This is a genomic window from Robiginitomaculum antarcticum DSM 21748 (assembly GCF_000365025.1).
GTDB lineage: Bacteria > Pseudomonadota > Alphaproteobacteria > Caulobacterales > Maricaulaceae > Robiginitomaculum > Robiginitomaculum antarcticum.
Genome location: NZ_KB823014.1, coordinates 175,559 through 191,670, shown reverse-complemented (window position 1 = coordinate 191,670; position 16,112 = coordinate 175,559). Strand labels below are relative to the sequence as shown.

Sequence of the window (16,112 nt, the reverse complement as noted above, 5' to 3'; positions counted from 1 at the left end):
TACATATGACGAAGCGCTATTTACGCTACGCCGGAACCGGACTTGCTTGTACGGCAGCCTTAGCTGCGGTAATTTCCTTGCCTGTCATTAGTAACGCCGCATCCTCCCATGTGGTTCCCGCCGATGTGCAGGCTTTTATTGATTTCGAACAAACACCAACATTGCCGGAAAGCGCAGGCGCAAAATTTGCGGCGCTCCATTTAGAGACGACCGCTACGCAGCGTGACGAAATTGCCTTATCAGGCATGCCGCAATTGCGTTATAGCAAGATTGTCAAAGCCGACGCCACCGGCGCTCAGCGTAAATGTATGGCTCAAGCCGTCTATTACGAAGCGCGCAGCGAAACGCTGGCGGGCCAGAAGGCCGTCACCGAAGTCGTTATCAACCGCATCAGCTCAAAGCATTATCCGGATACGGTATGCGGCGTCATCTACCAAGGATCTGAGCGCAGCACGGGTTGCCAGTTTTCATTCACCTGCGACGGATCACTCAATAAAAAAACTGCGCCCAAGGCGTGGCGCCGCGCCCAGCGGATTGCTGATTATGCTTTGTCCGGCGTACATCATCCGATGACTGAAGGCGCAACACACTATCATACTTTACAAATCAACCCGGTCTGGTCGGGCTCTTTAATGCCGACGCGGCGCATCGGCTCACACCAATTTTACCGCATGAAAACGCGCCGCGAAATTTCCCGCGATAGGGTCCTTGCGCCTTAGCCTCTGGCGCTGCGTCATCTCCATAATTTAAAAAACCCGTCTTGCGCCAACGCGTTGATAGAGTATCACGCTCTTAACGCTAGCTCAGACGGAGATTTCTTATGGCCATTCAGACTCTCAATCCTGCAACGGGTGAGGTTGTAAAGACCTTTGACGCCCATACAGAGGCGCAAACCGATGCGGCGATCGCAAAAAGCCTTGCCGCGCACCACGTTCTGCGCGACTGGAGCTTTGAGAAGCGGGCAAAGGCCATGCGTAAGGCCGCAAAAATTCTCAAAGACGAGACAGAGCATTACGCTAAAATCCTTACACTGGAGATGGGCAAGACATTTGCCTCGGCTAAAGCCGAAGTCGAAAAATGCGCGTGGGTCTGCGAGCATTATGCCGATAATGCGCAAGATTATCTGGCCGACGAAATTGTTGAGACGGACGCAAAAAAATCTTACCGGACATATTTGCCGCTCGGACCTGTTCTGGCTGTGATGCCGTGGAATTACCCGTATTGGCAGGCCTTTCGTTTTGCTGCGCCGGCGTTGATGGCGGGCAATACGGGGCTTCTCAAACACTCGTCCAATGTGCCGCAATCGGCTCTTGCTATATCCGAGATTTTTGATCGTGCGGGATTTCCAGAAGGAGCGTTTCAGACATTGCTCATTGGCGGTAGCGCAGTAGAGCATGTCTTGCGTGATCCGCGCGTGCGTGCGGCCACACTGACCGGATCAGAGCCAGCAGGAAGCTCTGTGGCAGCTATATGCGGCGAGCTGATTAAGCCTACTGTGTTGGAACTTGGCGGTTCGGATGCGTTTATCATCATGCCCTCAGCCGATATTGATGAGGCCGTGAAAGTTGGCACGAAGGCCCGAACCCAAAATAACGGCCAGAGCTGCATCGCAGCCAAGCGCTTTCTTGTTCACGAAGACATTTATGACGATGTAAAAGCCAAATTTGTTGACAGCTTCAAGGCGTTAAAGGTCGGCGAGCCGATGAAAGAGGACACAGATGTCGGTCCGCTGGTCACCAAACAGGCCCGTAAGGATATAGCTGCGCAGGTCGAGATGGCCATCACTCAAGGGGCACGCCGCGTTTTCGGTGCTGAAATTATCGACGGTAAGGGCTTCTACTTTCGACCCGGCATTCTGGATAATATCGAAAAAGGCAATCTGGCCTATAGCGATGAAATTTTTGGTCCTGTCGCGTTATTTTTCAAAGTCTCCTCCCTAAGCGAGGCGATAAAAATCGCTAATGACACTGAATTCGGGCTTGGGTCTGCCATATTCACTGCTGATGAGGACGAGCAGCAACAAGCCATCCGTCAGATTGAGGCAGGGGCGACATTTGTCAATTCCATGACGTCATCTGATCCGCGCCTTCCTTTTGGTGGCATCAAAGTCAGCGGGTATGGCCGCGAATTGTCCTCGGAAGGCATCCGCGCATTTTGCAATTGCAAAACTGTATCAATCGCGCACTAGATAATATACGCGGCTCCTTTATAAACGCGTCAGGAGACCCTTATGCGATTTATAAAATGGATAGCCGCACTCATTCTTGCCATTTTGGCGGCGCTTGCGGTTTATAGCTATGACGGCTTGTCACATGTCGACGCGGAGCAGCTCAGCGTCGGGGCTGCCAATTACAAAGTCGAGATTCTCCGCGATGATTGGGGCGTGCCTCATATTATTGGCGAGCGCGATGTCGACACGGCCTTTGGCCTTGGCTTTGCTCATGCTGAAGATGATTACGAGACCATACAGGTTTCTGTGGCCGCCGCTCGAGGCGTGATGAGCCGATATCGCGGCAAAGAGGGCGCCCCGATTGATGTGATAGTTGAAATTATGGATGTGTGGGGGCGCATTGACCGGGATTACGAAACTCGCGTTTCGCCCCATACTAAAGATATGTCCCGCGCCTATGCCGCAGGCCTAAATCTGTACGCCGCCCGGCACCCCGAGACGACATGGGCGGGTCTTGCGCCCTTTACCGAGCAGGATGTCGTCGCTGGCTTTGTCATGAAGACGCCGTTCTTTTATGGCTTTGACGGAGAACTGTCAGAGCTGTTTACCGGTGAACGTAAGGTCGAGTTGGCTCTGGATCCTGACGGGGGGCGCGATGCGTTCAATATGGATAAAGCTGCACCATTTGAGCGTGGCTCTAACGCTTTTGCTGTCAGCGCAGAGCGTAGCGGTGATGATATAACGCGGCTGTTTATTAACTCACACCAACCCTTAAACGGGCCTGTGGCGTGGTATGAAGCTCACACCATTTCCGGTGAAGGAATGAATATTCAAGGGGGTCTATTTCCCGGGACGCCCGTTATCCTTAGCGGCTTTAATGAGCATTTAGGATGGGCCAATACGGTCAGCGCGCCGGATTTAACCGACACATATCGCATTATTGTAAACCCCGATAATGCCGATCAATATAGACTGGACGGCGTATGGAAAGATTTCACTTACCGCACGGCCAAGTTAAAGGTAAAATTATTTGGACCTTTTGTGTTTAGAACCTCGCGTAAAATCAAAGTTTCCGACCATGGCGCTGTTATTGATACATCGGATGGCCCTATTGCTGTGCGCTTTGCCGGTCATGACGAAGTGCGCCAATTGGACCAATATGTTGCTCTTGGACGCGCGACTAATGTCGAAGAGTTCATGGCCGCCATGAAAATTCATGCCCTACCAAGCATTAATTACATTTATGGCGACAAGGACGGCAATGTTGGGTTTATTCATAACGCCCAATACCCAAACCGCAAAGCTGGCTGGGATTATAGCGGCGACTTGCCCGGTGACCGCAGTGATCTAATTTGGACGGATTATCGCCCTTATAGCGACACGCCTATGCTGTTTAATCCGCCCAGCGGGTTTCTCTATAACGCGAATAATACACCCGTTTCGGCGACAGATGGCCCGGGCAATTTAAGGTTTGAAGACTTTCCTACAGAAATGGTACTGCAAACCAATATGAGCAACCGTGCTATGCGGATATTAGAGCTAACGGACGGGACGAGCCCGATTGACCGTGAAAAGCTACTGGCCATTAAATATGATACCGGCTTCGCGGTTGGCTCTATTGCTGATGAGGCATTAAAAGTTGTTCTGGCTGAAAAATTCGATGAAGGCAGCGTTTACGCCAAGGCCCTGGAGCATATGCGCGGATGGAATATGCGCCTTGATGTCGATAGTCGCAGGGGCGCTTTAGGCGGTCTTACTGTTCTGGACTTTGTGACGGAGCAATATACCGGCAATGCACCGCCAACGCCGCGTCAGGCTTTTATCAGTGCTGTCGACTATCTGATGACCCATTATGGGCGCTATGACCCGCAATGGGGAGACGTAAACCGTCTCAAGCGAGGAGATGTCAATTTGCCCATTGATGGCGGAGCGACGACATTGCGCGCAGTTTATCCCAATGGGCGCCGCGATGACGGACAGTTGCATATGACAGCGGGAGATAGCTACATTGCGCTGATTGAGTGGGATGAGGCCGGGGCCATTTCGGCTGATGTTATCCATAATTTCGGTTCGGCGACATTGGACGAGACCTCGCCGCATCATGCGGATCAAGCGCCTCTCTTTACAGGGCATAAATTCCGCAGAGCGCTTATTACCGAAGCTGAGGTTCGTGCTGCGGCCGCGGAAGCCTACCGTCCCGGTTCGCGAGGGGCCTCTAAATAATGCCTCCTGTGATTTACGTTGCGCTGGGCGGGGCTATTGGAGCCGCATTGCGTTACGGTCTCGGCAAGGCGGCGTTCCGCGCGGCAGGCCCGGGATTTCCGTGGGGAACGCTGGCGGCCAATATTCTGGGCGGGTTTGTAATGGGGCTTCTCGTGGGCTGGTTAGCCCATAAAGTCTCGGGCGGAGAGACTTTGCGATTGTTTCTTGGCCTTGGCGTGTTGGGCGGGTTCACCACCTTTAGCGCTTTTTCTCTGGAAACATGGCTGATGATCGAGAAAAAGGCCTACGCTGCGGCGATGGGCTATGTAGGCGCATCTGTTATTATCTCGATAATAGCACTGGCTCTGGGGCTAGTGATTGCGAGACGGCTATTTGCGCTATAAGAGGCCGCACATGAGCGCCGTACAAATATTAACTGTCCCCGAGGGTGATGATGGATCGCGGCTTGACCGTTGGTTCAAGCGCCTGTTTCCCCATATTCCGCATGGACGGGTTGAAAAGCTGCTGCGCACAGGTCAACTGCGCGTTGACGGCAAACGTGCCAAAGGTAATTTTCGCCTGACTGCAGGTCAGGCCGTGCGCGTACCGCCCCTGCCGGACCCAACCGAAGAGCCGCGCGAAAAGCCGTCTCTACACAGTGACGAGCAGCGTCTCATCCGCGATATGATTATTTTCGAAAACGAGGATTTGATCGCGCTCAATAAACCCGCTGGACTGGCCGTGCAGGGCGGATCTAAAACCTCGAATCATATTGACCGCCTGCTCCCTGCGCTCGGCGATGGCGTGCGTCTGGTTCACCGTCTGGATCGCGATACGTCCGGCGTACTGGTCGTTGCTAAAAGCGCAGCCAGCGCCAAAATGCTGGGTAGCGCTTTTGCTTCGCGTAAAGCGCGCAAGATTTACTGGGGCATCACCAATGGACTGCCCCGCCCCATGGAGGGCGAGATCAAAGGCTATATCGCCAAGGGCATACGCGATAATTCATTTGGCAATCATATGGCCGGACAAGAGATCATGGTCGCCGTACGGCACGGGGCAGAGGGCGCAAAATATGCCCGCACACAATATCAGGTCGTCGCGAAAGCGGGCACCAAAGCGGCTTGGGTGGTGATGCAGCCGCAAACCGGCCGCACGCATCAACTGCGTCTTCATATGCAGCTGCTCGGCGCGCCGCTGGCAGGCGATCCTAAATATCTGACCGACCGTCCGCTCCCGACCAGCCTAGACGAGCAGCTGCATCTGCATGCGCGCGAACTCACTCTGCCTCTGAGTAATGGAAAATCACTGACCTTTATTGCGCCCCTGCCGGCCCATATTCAGCACGCATTTGATATATTCGGCTTTGATCCAAAAATGCCGATTCCAGAAATGGAACCGGTCTCATGAGCGAGCAGGTTGAACAGACACTCGCGGGCGCTTTTTCGCATTATAAAAACGGTAAATACGATGTCGCCGAACAATGGGTCGGCAATATCCTCGCCCCTAATCCGTTTCACGTTCGGGCTCTTCATCTTGGTGCCATGATTGCTGCTGAACGCAAAGATATCAAAACGGCTCTTGCGCGCCTCCAAACTGCGATGGGTAAGGCGCCAAAGGATCCCGAACTTTATAATACACTCGGCAATGTGCATCTTAAAAACAGTGATGCGACACGCGCTGAAATGGCCTTTAACGGCGCCATTAATATTGCGTCTGACATGATTGCCCCGCGTCAGAATCTGGCCTTTATGTTGCTGCGTGAAAATCAGCCTGCCGAAGCTTTAACGCATTTTGATACGCTGGTTAAAATGCAGCCTGATAACGCCAATTTCGCTATTGGCCGCATTTACGCGCTCAAAGATAGCGGTCAGGCTGCCGCAGCCTCATCGGCTCTGGACGCTCTGGGCGAGGGCCGAATGAATAAAGGGCAGGGCGCTCTGCTGAAGACCCAATTGGCCGCAGATATGGGTCAGGTCGACAAAACCGCTGCTCATGCCCGCAGCGCCTATCTCGAAAATGACGCCTTGGGCGCGCAGGCGCTATCCGTGGCCGTTCAATCTATGGCGATGTCGGGAGACGCAGCAGGCGCGCTGTCCACAGCTTTTGAAGCGCTGGGTGAAGACCGGTCCGGCGTGCGAATCGTGGCCGCAGCGGGCAAGGCGTTGGATGATCTGGGCCACCGCGAAGACAGCGCCAAAGCGCTAATCTCTGGTGCAGCCAAATTCGATAATGCACCCGAAATATTAGCGGCGCAGGCCCAGATCGCGCTGGGCGCCGGTAATGCATCCAAAGCCTATGAAATGTCACGACAGGCGCTCAGCACCTGTCCCGGAGATCTCAGCATAATGCCGATTTTCGCGCGCGCTGCGCTAGCGAGCGGGCATATTGAGGACGCCATGGTCGCCGCTCATAGCGCGCTGGCTGTGACGCCTAATGACCAGTTTTGGATCGCGGTGAAAGCCACAGCTGGACGCCTGAAGGGGCAGGATTACAGCTATTATTATAATTATGATAAATTCGTACGTGTTTATGATCTGTCTGCGCCCGCAGGGTATGATGATATAGCCGCGTTTAATGCGGCGTTATCAAAAGCCTTGGGTAAATTACATAATTATAAGTCCGCACCGCTGGATCAGTCTTTGCGTTTCGGTACACAGACGCATCAGGATTTGCGCTTTTCCAATGACCCTGTCATCACCGCGTTTTTCAGAGCCATAGACGCGCCTATCAGAGATTATATGGACACCGTCGGGCAGGCGCCCGTGCACCCTTTAACACGCCGAAATAGCGGCAATTATCGTTTGGCCGGAGCGTGGTCAGTGCGCCTGACCGCAGGCGGGCATCACGTAAACCATGTTCACCCCCAAGGCTGGGTATCCAGTTCTTACTATGTCGATGTTCCTGACGAAGTTGCAGACGCGAAGACGAAATCCGGCTGGATCGGCTTTGGCGCGCCGCCGCTGGACATCCCCGCAATTGCAATACCGGAAAAGATTATACAGCCCAAGCCGGGCCGTCTGGTGCTGTTCCCGTCCTATATGTGGCACGGCACATTGCCGATTTCCGGCGATCAGCCGCGCCTCACCTTGCCATTTGACGTCGTGCCTGCGCCGTGAACAGGCCGCTTGCAATCTGGGACATTGACGGGACATTGATTGACAGCCGTTTCATGATCAACGCCGCAATGGAGCGCGCTTTTATGTCCTGCGAGCTTACGCCGCCGAGCTATGAGCAGACCCGTAAAATTGTCGGCCTGTCGCTGGAGGTTGCCATTGATCGCCTCGCGCCGCGCGATATTGGTGAGCACGGCCTGACGACTTTGATTGAAGCGTATAAGACTGAATTTGTGGCTCTACGGCAGGGTGGCCAAGAGCTTGAACAGCTCTATGCTGGCATGGCCGAAATCATCAATACGCTTAAATCTGAGGGATGGGCGCTGGGTATTGCAACGGGAAAATCACGGCGCGGGCTGGAAGCTATTATGGCCCGCGAAGGCTGGGGCGACATATTTGACGCAAATTATTGTGCCTCGGACGGGCCGGGAAAGCCGCATCCTTATATGATTGAGGCGAACCTTAACGCCACCGGAACCCCGCCTCAAAACGCGGTTGTTATTGGAGATACGTCGTTCGATATGGCCATGGCCAAAGCGGCGGGATGCGCCGCATTCGGTGTGAGTTGGGGCTTTCATACCGAAGCCGAGATTCGTGGCGGCGGCGCGGACTCGATGTTTAATGATGCTGAAATGCTCAGCGCGTCTCTACTGGATTTTGCAAAATCAAAAGCGGCATAATGGCGAAACGGTTTTACAAGACGGTGACCGTGTCACCGGCCGCAAATGGCTATGGCATATTTCTCGATGCACGAGAGCTTAAGACGCCGGGCCGCAAAGCGATGCATTTGCAAAGCCAAGCGCTGGCACAGCTCATTGCTGATGAATGGGACGCTCAAGAGCGAGAGATAAATCCGGAGACAATGCCCGTCACGCGATTGCTTAACGTTGCGATCGAGCGCACCGCGCACAATCGCGATAGCCTCTATGCGGAAGTGGCCAAATATCTGGGTACGGATTTGACGTGTTATCGCGCGGTCGCTCCTGCAGAACTGCGCAAAAACCAAGCTGCAGCATTTGACGATGTGTTGGCGTGGGCGAAGGCTGTGCATGATATTAAATTAGATATTACGGACGGCTTATTTAGATCACAGGATGCCACCATGACGCAGATCGGCGCGCAATATGCTGCCCGGCAGGATGATTTGCGCCTGACATTATTGGTGCATTTTACCGTTGTGTTCGGGTCTGCTGCGCTGGCCATTGCGGTTATGGATGGGTTTATATCTGCCTCAGACGCGCTGACACGCTCGCGTACGGACGAGCTCTTCCAAATCGCCCGTTGGGGCGAGGATGAAGAGGCGGCCGAGCGCACGGAAAACATCCGCCGCGAAACGCTCGCTCTGGCCAAAGTACTGGATATTACATGAAATATTTATTTGCCGTTATCTTGCTGCTCTACGCGGCCCCGTTATGGGCGCAGGTACAAGGCGAAGATGAGCCTTTATTATTATCTTATCCATTGGAGACAGAAGCTTCAGCAGATGAAATAATTGTAAGAAGTATCGTTGATAATACGGAGTATTCTGGATCCCAAAAAACGATTGCCCCGGGCGCTATTTTGCTTGTGCCCAGCGAGGCGCTTAACACCATACCGGGCGTACAAATCCAGCAGGGCAGCGGCGTCGAGAGTTTGACGTCCATACGCTCGCCCGTACTAACCGGAGGCGCGGGGGCAGGGAGCTTTGCTTATTTGCTGGACGAAATTAGCTTGCGCGCGCCCGGCTTCGCCAATGTGAACGGCTTTTTGGAAATGCCATTTGATCTGGTTGACAACCTTGGAATTTACAGAGGGCCGCATATGGCTCAATTCGGAGGTAATGCCCAGCATGGCGCAATTAATGCGCAGACAAAAATACCAGATAACAACCGCGCGGCAATAACATTGGGCTCTGATGATTATGTTGCCGGTAAAGCTTTGCTTGGAACCGGGCGTGTCAGCCTTGGCCTATCTGCAGTTCATGACGGCGGCTATCGTGCTGATAGCGGATATGACGTACAGAAGATCCTCATACGGGGGCAGCATGATTTTGATCTTTGGACGGTATGGGGCGTGGCCACGGTGACCAACCTTAATCAGGAGACGGCAGGATTTGCGCTGGGGACTGATGCCTATAAAGACGATGAAATTGCGTTTAGAAACGCCAATCCCGAGGCTTTTCGAGATACGCGCAGCGCTCTGGCTTATATAGGGGCGTCGCGTGATTTTGGCGACTATTCTCTGGTTTTAAAAACGTTTGCGCGCCGTGCGGATATGGATTTTCGCCTTCATTTTTTGCCGGGTCAAGCTTTGGAGCGCAATGACCATCAAAGCCTGGGATTTAAAGGTGATGTCACCTATTACTCTGACGCCTTCAGCTATGGGTTTTCAATGAATGCAGAAGCTACCCGTGGTCATTTAGATGAATTTCAAGAGGCCCCCACGCGGTTCAGTTTTATTCAAGGCGAACATTACGATTATGATGTCGATGCGTTTAACGTCGATATAAGTGCAAATTTTTTATACCGCGCGACCGATAAAGTTGATATTTCCGGCGCGGCAAGACTCTCCGAAGTTAAATATGATTATCGTAATAATATCGATAGTGGCGTGTTTGGACGGTTCCTGCGCCTTACCGATCAAAAGAATAATTACACACTGTTCTCACCCCAGATATCTGCCAGCTATCAAATTACCCCAAATTTAGAAGGCTTTACAAAACTCGCTCATAGCGAACGCGCGCCGCAGACCTCCGATTTATACAGAGTGCAGGTTAATCAGGCCGTTAATCCGGCAGATATTGAAACGCTGGATGCTTTCGAGATCGGGCTTCGCGGTAGTGCAGGCAATTTATCTTGGGACGCGACGGCCTATATCCAGCGTAAAGATAATTTCTTTTTCCGTGACGCTGATGGGTTTAATGTGGCTGATGGTGAAACTGACCACGCCGGGATAGAGCTGTCAGGACGCTGGGATATATCGGAAACGTGGCATATCTCCGGCAACGCCGCCTTTGCGCAAAATACTTACGGCTTTTCCAATCAGGTTGCTAATAGCTCGGAAATTATCACAAATGGGAATGACATCGATACTGCGCCGCACGTCACAGCCTACGGCCTGCTCAGCTACGCGCCGCTTGAAAAGCCTTACGCGCTATCTTTGTCGCTTAATTATATGAGCGAGTATTTCACCAATGCCGCCAATACGCAGGATTATCCCGGTCATACAGTCGTCACGGGCGGCACAAGTTATGACCTGACCCAGAGCGCAAAATTCTTTGTCCGCGCCGAGAACCTCTTCGATACGCGATACGCTGACCGCGCAGATTTTGCCTTTGGTAATGAGCGTTATTTTCCGGGCCGCCCGCGCAGTCTTTTCGTAACGCTTGAGAAGACGTTCTAGCCGCGCTAGGCACAGTCATGGACGCCTCATTACTCTTTAGCGTAGCCGTATTTCTGACCGCAGCTTGCATTATGGTCCCGGTCTCTAAATTTACGGGACTCGGATCTGTTATCGGTTATCTTATTGCCGGCGTGATTATTGGGCCTTTCGTATTGGGCTTTATTGACGATCCTCAGACTATTCTGCACTTCGCTGAGTTCGGTGTCGTCATGATGCTCTTTCTGATCGGGCTCGAGCTACAGCCCAGCGAACTGTGGAAAATGAAGTCCCGACTGGTGGGGTTTGGCGGCGCTCAAGTCGCGGTAACAGCGGCGATTATCTTCGCGGTTGCCATGCTTTTAGGACTACAATGGGGTCAATCGGCGCTTATTGCTTTAGCTTTGGCCCTGTCCTCAACCGCAATAGCCCTGCAAATTTTGCAGGAAAACGGTTCTATGGATAGCGGGGCCGGTAAATCGGCTTTTTCTGTTTTGCTCTTTCAGGACATTGCCGTCATCCCGATTATTGCTTTGATTCCGGTCTTCGCCGCCTATGCAGGCGTAGATATTGTCGACGCGGCGCAGGATATCGCTCATAGCGCTGAGGATAATTACGAGAGTAGCTTTTCTGCGCCCGGGGGATGGCTTTATGCCGTATGCCTTTTTGGCGTTTTTGCCGGTATGATCTTACTGGGCAGACTTCTGCTTAATCCGGTTTTTAAATTCATCGCCCGAAATAATGTGCGCGAAATATTCACGGCTATCGCACTGCTTCTGATCGTTGGCGCAGCGCTCATGATGCAGTGGCTGGGCTTGTCTGCCGCTCTGGGGGCGTTTGTAGCCGGCGTCGTACTGGCCGACAGTCACTACCGACATCAGTTGGAGCGCGATATAGAGCCGTTTAAAGCTTTGTTATTGGGATTGTTTTTTATGTCAGTCGGCATGTCGCTGGATTTTGCGACGCTTGGTAATCACCCGGTTACAGTCGGACTTTTAGTCGTCGGGCTTATCGGCGGAAAATTTGCTATTCTTTATGCGCTGGCCAGAGTCAGCAATATGGGCCGAAGCGAAACATTGATCTTTGCGGGGCTGTTGGCGCAAGGCGGCGAATTTGCCTTGGTGCTGTTTCAATATGGCCGCAGCGCCGGCGCGATCAGTATCCAAAACGCACAGCTTTTATCTGCCGTTGTGGCGCTGTCGATGGCGGCCACGCCGATATTGCTGCTGATGATAGATCGCCTCGTGATCCGCCGGATAAATGATCGGGATAATGCAGACATTGAAGCTGAAACCGTGCCAAAATCGGGTCTCAATAAGAAAATTATTATTCTGGGCTTTGGCCGCGTCGGGCAGATTATCGGTCGGGTCATGAGCGCGCAGGGGTGCGAAATGACCATCATCGACCACGATCCTGACCATATCGAATTTATCAAGCAGTTCGATTACAAAGTTTATTACGGCAGCGCGGTTGATGTTGACCTCCTGCGCACGGCCGGCGCAGCCAGTGCGGATTTAATCGTTATCGCCATTGATAATCGCGACCGCTCGACCGGCGCGGCGGCGCAAATCAAAGAGCATTTTCCTAAGGCCAAACTTCTGGTGCGCGCGCGCAACCGCCAGCATGTATTTGACCTCGCCGGGCTTGGCGGCATTGATGTGATTGAGCGCGAAACCTTTTTGGGATCCGTGGAAATGGGGCGCCAAGCGCTGCACTTACTGGGCGTTGCCCCGGATGAAGCCGCCCGCTTGGCCAAAACATTTACAGAGCACGACCAACAAACACTTGAAATTCAAAAATCTGAGATCGACGATTTTGAAAAGCTTAGACAGATCGGCAGATCAGCCCGCCGGAACCTCGAAAATACGCTTAAAGCTGACCGGGAACGCAGATCCGGCGGCTAGTGCTGCATTAAGGCTATTTTGAATAATACCGTTTATGACTCGGCCCAAATTTCGGGAGCGGGACATGAGTGAAACATTTGGCGACATTTTAACGCGTATTTTTGCTCAGGATACGATTGACGATAACGACGTGCTGACCTTGCGCCGCGCCTTATACGGTGACGGTCATATCTCAGTGCAAGAGGCTAACCGTCTTTTTGATCTGTCCGATACGGTCCCGACCAAAACTGACAGCTTTGGCGAATTTTTTATGGAGGCGATGACCGATTTTATCGTGCGCCAAAGCCTGCCTTATGGCTATGTAGATGATGCCAATGCCAGCTGGCTAATGGCACGCATTTCCAAAGACGGCCACGTCGAAACAATTACAGAATTGCGGCTTCTGGTAAATGTGCTCAACACCGCAACAGACTGTCCTGACCGCCTAATCGGCTTTGCGCTGGCCCAAGTCAAACAGGCTGTCCTATTCGGTGAGGGCGTGATCGGCCGGGGCCGCAGCTTGTCTCCCGGCCATGTCAGCGCAGCGGATGTCGAGATTTTGCGCAATATGATTTATGCGAGTGGCGGCGATAATCATATTGCGGTTACGCGGGTCGAGGCGCAGGCATTATTTGAGCTAAACGCTGCTACGCGCGGCGCGGATAATGACCCCGGGTGGCGGGATCTGTTTGTCAAAGCGATCGCCAATTACCTGATGTTTCTGACCAGTTACAATACGCCTGACCGTAATGAGGCTCTACGCCGTGACCAATGGCTAAAGCAGCGCGGCGATCTCAGCCTAGGCAATATGATTAAAAACCTTCGTTTCAAGGACTTTGCGGCGCAAATCACCGGCGGGCAGGACGAGCCGCAAAACAAAAACGGAGCAGAAAGCGCTTTGGCTGAACGTATTGATGCAGACGAGGCCGGATGGATTATCGAGTCGATCGGGCAAGACGGGGTGTATGATGAAAACGAACAGGCGTTGATGGATTTTCTCGCCGCTGAAAGCCCGTATCTTCACCAAAGTCTTCTACCGCTGTTAAGTGCAGCCTAGAAACGGCTGCGCGCATAGCGCGCCTTTCGCGGGTCGGAAACATTGTCTATAGGCGGGTGTCAATTCTTACCGTAGGCCATTTTTATGATTCCGATCCACAAGGACTTGTTATTTCCCGCAGGACGCAGCCCGCAACTGCGCTTCGTTATAGCCTTTGTCATTTTGGCGGCTTCAGTCGGGCTGCAGGGGTATTTTGTTAAGACGATGGGACAGAGCCTGACTGTATTCTACGTTGGCCTATTTTGGCTCTGCTTAAATTTGTTTATGGCCTATGTCGTTTATACGCGAAGATTGCATGACGCGAACTTCAGTGCAGGCTTGTTTTTCACTACGCTTTTGTTGACACTTTTAGTGGTGGGAATAACAGTATGGATTGGCGGATTGGACGATTATATGGCCGAGCTTATGGCTAACCCGGAAATTGCTAATGACGAGAAGTCGAGCGAAGCGCTTATCAAAGCGTATCAGTTAGAGCTAAGAAGAAATGTCGGCTGGGCGCGTTGGGTTAATTTAATCCCTCTCGCTGTGCTGACACTGTTTTGTGCATTCAAATCCGGCACGCCCGACGAAAACCGCTACGGCCCCGTTCCAACACAAATGATAGAGCCTAAATAGTGGCGCATCCCCGTCTTATTGATTTGCTGCTGGTGCCCGGCGGCACGATTGGCCCCCGTAATATGCAGCGCGGCGGAGTATTCCTGATCGGGCTCGGGACATTTTTGCAAGCTGCGCAATATGTCTCCGGCGTTCCGGCCGGTCTGGCGGGGTTATTTGCGCTGTTCGGCGTCACGCTAGTTGTGCCTTGGGTATTATTATGGACGAAACGTTTTCGCGACGGGGGCTATCCATCGGTCATGGCGCTGATCCCGATTGTCCTGTTTCCTATTTTGAGTATGATTCTGATCATGATCGGGCTCGGCGATATATTTGGCGATGCCATGTCTCAAGGCATGCAATATCCCGATGACCGGGCCGCCATGCAGGCCGCGATGGAAGAAGTGTTAATGTCACAGCAGCGCCGCGTAGAGGTCACAACGGTTATCGCGCCAATTTTTGCTTCGCTCGCTCTTTTATTCGGCACAAACACGCTCATAAAATCAAAACAGATTTAAAAGTTTGAACTTGCCAAAAGCGGCAGGACGACTTCAATATATTAAAAAACATAATAGGGAGCGTAATTATGATGAATTTATTTTTTAGCCCGAATGGCCGAATTTCATCGCCGGACATGATTAAAGGCGGACTCATATTGATATTGATCGGTCTTATCCCATCATTTCTAAATTATCTTTTTGGCCCGGGAATGGTTTTTCAAATTCTAGGTTGGCTGACACTTTTACTGATCGTACCGTGGATATTCCTGTGGATGAAACGGTACCGCGATGGCGGGCAAAGTCCCGCTATGTGTCTGGTGCCCATTCTTGTGTATGTGGTTTTATACCTTATTTTAGCCGCCGTACTAATGGGCGGAGAAGTCATGTCTATGTTCGGTGCTGCTATGGAGGTTGGCGCTGATGACCCTGAGGCTATGGAAGCCGCTATGGAGGGCGCGATGGATGTAAAAGCTATTGCCCTTAAAGGTATGATTGCCGGTTTATTAGCCTCGCTGATTACGTTGTTTGGGCTTAACGCATTAATTAAACATAAGCCAAGCGCAAAAACGGATACATTAGCCTAAGCCCCTATCGGTCCAAACCGGTGGGTGAAAGCCTGTAATAAGGCTGCATCAACATCCTGCAATGTTGCACCACTGCCCAGTGCAGAAAGGCTCGTGACGCCGTGCTCAGCAATGCCGCAGGGCACAATGCCGCTAAAATGCGACAGGTCAGGCAACACATTGATGGAGATGCCGTGATAAGTCACCCATTTACGTATGCGTACGCCCAATGCGGCAATTTTGGCTTCGCCTCCTCCGGGCAGCACAGTCCACACGCCTATGCGGCCCTCGCGCCTCTCAGCCCGCACACCAAATTCGGACAGAGCATCAATAATGACAGCTTCCATCTGGTTGACAAAGCACCGGATGTCGCGCCCGCGCGTCTTTAAATCGACCATGACATAGGCCACGCGCTGTCCGGGCCCGTGATAGGTGTATTGACCTCCGCGTCCGGCCTCAAATACGTCAAAGCGGTGAGGGGTCAACAAATCTTCACGCTTCGCGCTTGTACCGGCAGTGTAGAGCGGCGGATGCTCCAGAAGCCAAATTTGCTCGCGCGCCTCGCCGGCGGCAATGGCCGCGTTTCGCGTTTCCATATCTGACAGTGCGTTTGGGTACGCCACCGGCGCACTGCTTCTACGCAGCTCTATCAGACTGTCATTATAACAGGGCG

Annotated in this window: 15 protein-coding genes; 14 read left to right on the top strand and 1 reads right to left on the bottom strand. The window is 52.6% G+C overall.

Features of this window, described 5'->3' with window-relative positions:
• Nucleotides 1-5 precede the first annotated feature (5 nt).
• The 14 genes from H142_RS16525 (at nt 6) to H142_RS0112830 (ending at nt 15,460) form a co-directional block, all read left to right on the top strand.
• Nucleotides 6-719, top strand: a complete 714-nt coding sequence (locus H142_RS16525; RefSeq protein WP_156812030.1) for a cell wall hydrolase — start codon at nt 6-8, stop codon at nt 717-719.
• A 101-nt stretch (nt 720-820) separates the two neighbouring features.
• Nucleotides 821-2,188 carry an NAD-dependent succinate-semialdehyde dehydrogenase gene (locus tag H142_RS0112890; protein ID WP_017932564.1) on the top strand — a complete coding sequence of 456 codons (1,368 nt, stop codon included), beginning with the start codon at nt 821-823 and terminating at the stop codon, nt 2,186-2,188.
• A gap of 42 nt (nt 2,189-2,230) precedes the next feature.
• Nucleotides 2,231-4,393: a penicillin acylase family protein gene (locus H142_RS0112885; protein ID WP_017932563.1), complete on the top strand. Its 2,163-nt coding sequence runs from the start codon at nt 2,231-2,233 to the stop codon at nt 4,391-4,393.
• Nucleotides 4,393-4,776, top strand: a complete 384-nt coding sequence (gene crcB / locus H142_RS0112880; RefSeq protein ID WP_017932562.1) for a fluoride efflux transporter CrcB — start codon at nt 4,393-4,395, stop codon at nt 4,774-4,776. The genes H142_RS0112885 and crcB overlap by 1 nt, the downstream gene beginning before the upstream one ends.
• Before the next feature lie 10 nt (nt 4,777-4,786).
• On the top strand, nt 4,787-5,779 hold the full coding sequence (locus tag H142_RS0112875; RefSeq protein WP_017932561.1) for an RluA family pseudouridine synthase: 993 nt from the start codon (nt 4,787-4,789) through the stop codon (nt 5,777-5,779).
• A complete protein-coding gene (locus H142_RS16520) occupies nt 5,776-7,488 on the top strand; it encodes a putative 2OG-Fe(II) oxygenase (protein WP_017932560.1) in 1,713 nt (570 codons plus the stop codon). Before H142_RS0112875 ends, H142_RS16520 begins: the two co-directional genes overlap by 4 nt.
• On the top strand, nt 7,485-8,165 hold the full coding sequence (locus tag H142_RS0112865; RefSeq protein ID WP_017932559.1) for an HAD-IA family hydrolase: 681 nt from the start codon (nt 7,485-7,487) through the stop codon (nt 8,163-8,165). Before H142_RS16520 ends, H142_RS0112865 begins: the two co-directional genes overlap by 4 nt.
• A complete protein-coding gene (locus tag H142_RS0112860) occupies nt 8,165-8,854 on the top strand; it encodes an ATP12 family chaperone protein (RefSeq protein ID WP_017932558.1) in 690 nt (229 codons plus the stop codon). The genes H142_RS0112865 and H142_RS0112860 overlap by 1 nt, the downstream gene beginning before the upstream one ends.
• Nucleotides 8,851-10,866, top strand: coding sequence for a TonB-dependent receptor (locus H142_RS15795; protein WP_017932557.1), 2,016 nt, complete (start codon nt 8,851-8,853; stop codon nt 10,864-10,866). The genes H142_RS0112860 and H142_RS15795 overlap by 4 nt, the downstream gene beginning before the upstream one ends.
• Before the next feature lie 17 nt (nt 10,867-10,883).
• Nucleotides 10,884-12,746 (top strand): monovalent cation:proton antiporter-2 (CPA2) family protein, encoded by a 1,863-nt coding sequence (locus H142_RS0112850; protein ID WP_017932556.1) that lies wholly within the window; start codon nt 10,884-10,886, stop codon nt 12,744-12,746.
• Nucleotides 12,747-12,810: 64 nt separating this feature from the next.
• Nucleotides 12,811-13,782, top strand: coding sequence for a hypothetical protein (locus tag H142_RS0112845; RefSeq protein ID WP_017932555.1), 972 nt, complete (start codon nt 12,811-12,813; stop codon nt 13,780-13,782).
• Between the two features lie 84 nt (nt 13,783-13,866).
• Nucleotides 13,867-14,397 (top strand): DUF805 domain-containing protein, encoded by a 531-nt coding sequence (locus tag H142_RS0112840; protein ID WP_017932554.1) that lies wholly within the window; start codon nt 13,867-13,869, stop codon nt 14,395-14,397.
• On the top strand, nt 14,397-14,894 hold the full coding sequence (locus tag H142_RS0112835; RefSeq protein ID WP_017932553.1) for a hypothetical protein: 498 nt from the start codon (nt 14,397-14,399) through the stop codon (nt 14,892-14,894). Before H142_RS0112840 ends, H142_RS0112835 begins: the two co-directional genes overlap by 1 nt.
• 68 nt (nt 14,895-14,962) lie before the next feature.
• Nucleotides 14,963-15,460: a YjgN family protein gene (locus tag H142_RS0112830; RefSeq protein WP_017932552.1), complete on the top strand. Its 498-nt coding sequence runs from the start codon at nt 14,963-14,965 to the stop codon at nt 15,458-15,460.
• Here the strand turns inward: H142_RS0112830 and lipB are convergent.
• Nucleotides 15,457-16,089, bottom strand: a complete 633-nt coding sequence (gene lipB / locus H142_RS0112825) for a lipoyl(octanoyl) transferase LipB (protein WP_026148056.1) — start codon at nt 16,087-16,089, stop codon at nt 15,457-15,459. The genes H142_RS0112830 and lipB overlap by 4 nt on opposite strands.
• Nucleotides 16,090-16,112 lie beyond the last annotated feature (23 nt).

What these genes read in the sequence shown, in the direction of transcription:
- H142_RS0112885 (WP_017932563.1), top strand. Translation starts at nt 2,231, where the DNA reads ATGCGATTTATAAAATGGATAGCCGCACTCATTCTTGCCATTTTGGCG.
- H142_RS0112845 (WP_017932555.1), top strand. Translation starts at nt 12,811, where the DNA reads ATGAGTGAAACATTTGGCGACATTTTAACGCGTATTTTTGCTCAGGAT.
- H142_RS16520 (WP_017932560.1), top strand. Translation starts at nt 5,776, where the DNA reads ATGAGCGAGCAGGTTGAACAGACACTCGCGGGCGCTTTTTCGCATTAT.
- H142_RS16525 (WP_156812030.1), top strand. Translation starts at nt 6, where the DNA reads ATGACGAAGCGCTATTTACGCTACGCCGGAACCGGACTTGCTTGTACG.
- crcB (WP_017932562.1), top strand. Translation starts at nt 4,393, where the DNA reads ATGCCTCCTGTGATTTACGTTGCGCTGGGCGGGGCTATTGGAGCCGCA.
- H142_RS0112860 (WP_017932558.1), top strand. Translation starts at nt 8,165, where the DNA reads ATGGCGAAACGGTTTTACAAGACGGTGACCGTGTCACCGGCCGCAAAT.
- H142_RS0112890 (WP_017932564.1), top strand. Translation starts at nt 821, where the DNA reads ATGGCCATTCAGACTCTCAATCCTGCAACGGGTGAGGTTGTAAAGACC.
- H142_RS0112830 (WP_017932552.1), top strand. Translation starts at nt 14,963, where the DNA reads ATGATGAATTTATTTTTTAGCCCGAATGGCCGAATTTCATCGCCGGAC.
- H142_RS15795 (WP_017932557.1), top strand. Translation starts at nt 8,851, where the DNA reads ATGAAATATTTATTTGCCGTTATCTTGCTGCTCTACGCGGCCCCGTTA.
- H142_RS0112850 (WP_017932556.1), top strand. Translation starts at nt 10,884, where the DNA reads ATGGACGCCTCATTACTCTTTAGCGTAGCCGTATTTCTGACCGCAGCT.
- H142_RS0112840 (WP_017932554.1), top strand. Translation starts at nt 13,867, where the DNA reads ATGATTCCGATCCACAAGGACTTGTTATTTCCCGCAGGACGCAGCCCG.
- H142_RS0112875 (WP_017932561.1), top strand. Translation starts at nt 4,787, where the DNA reads ATGAGCGCCGTACAAATATTAACTGTCCCCGAGGGTGATGATGGATCG.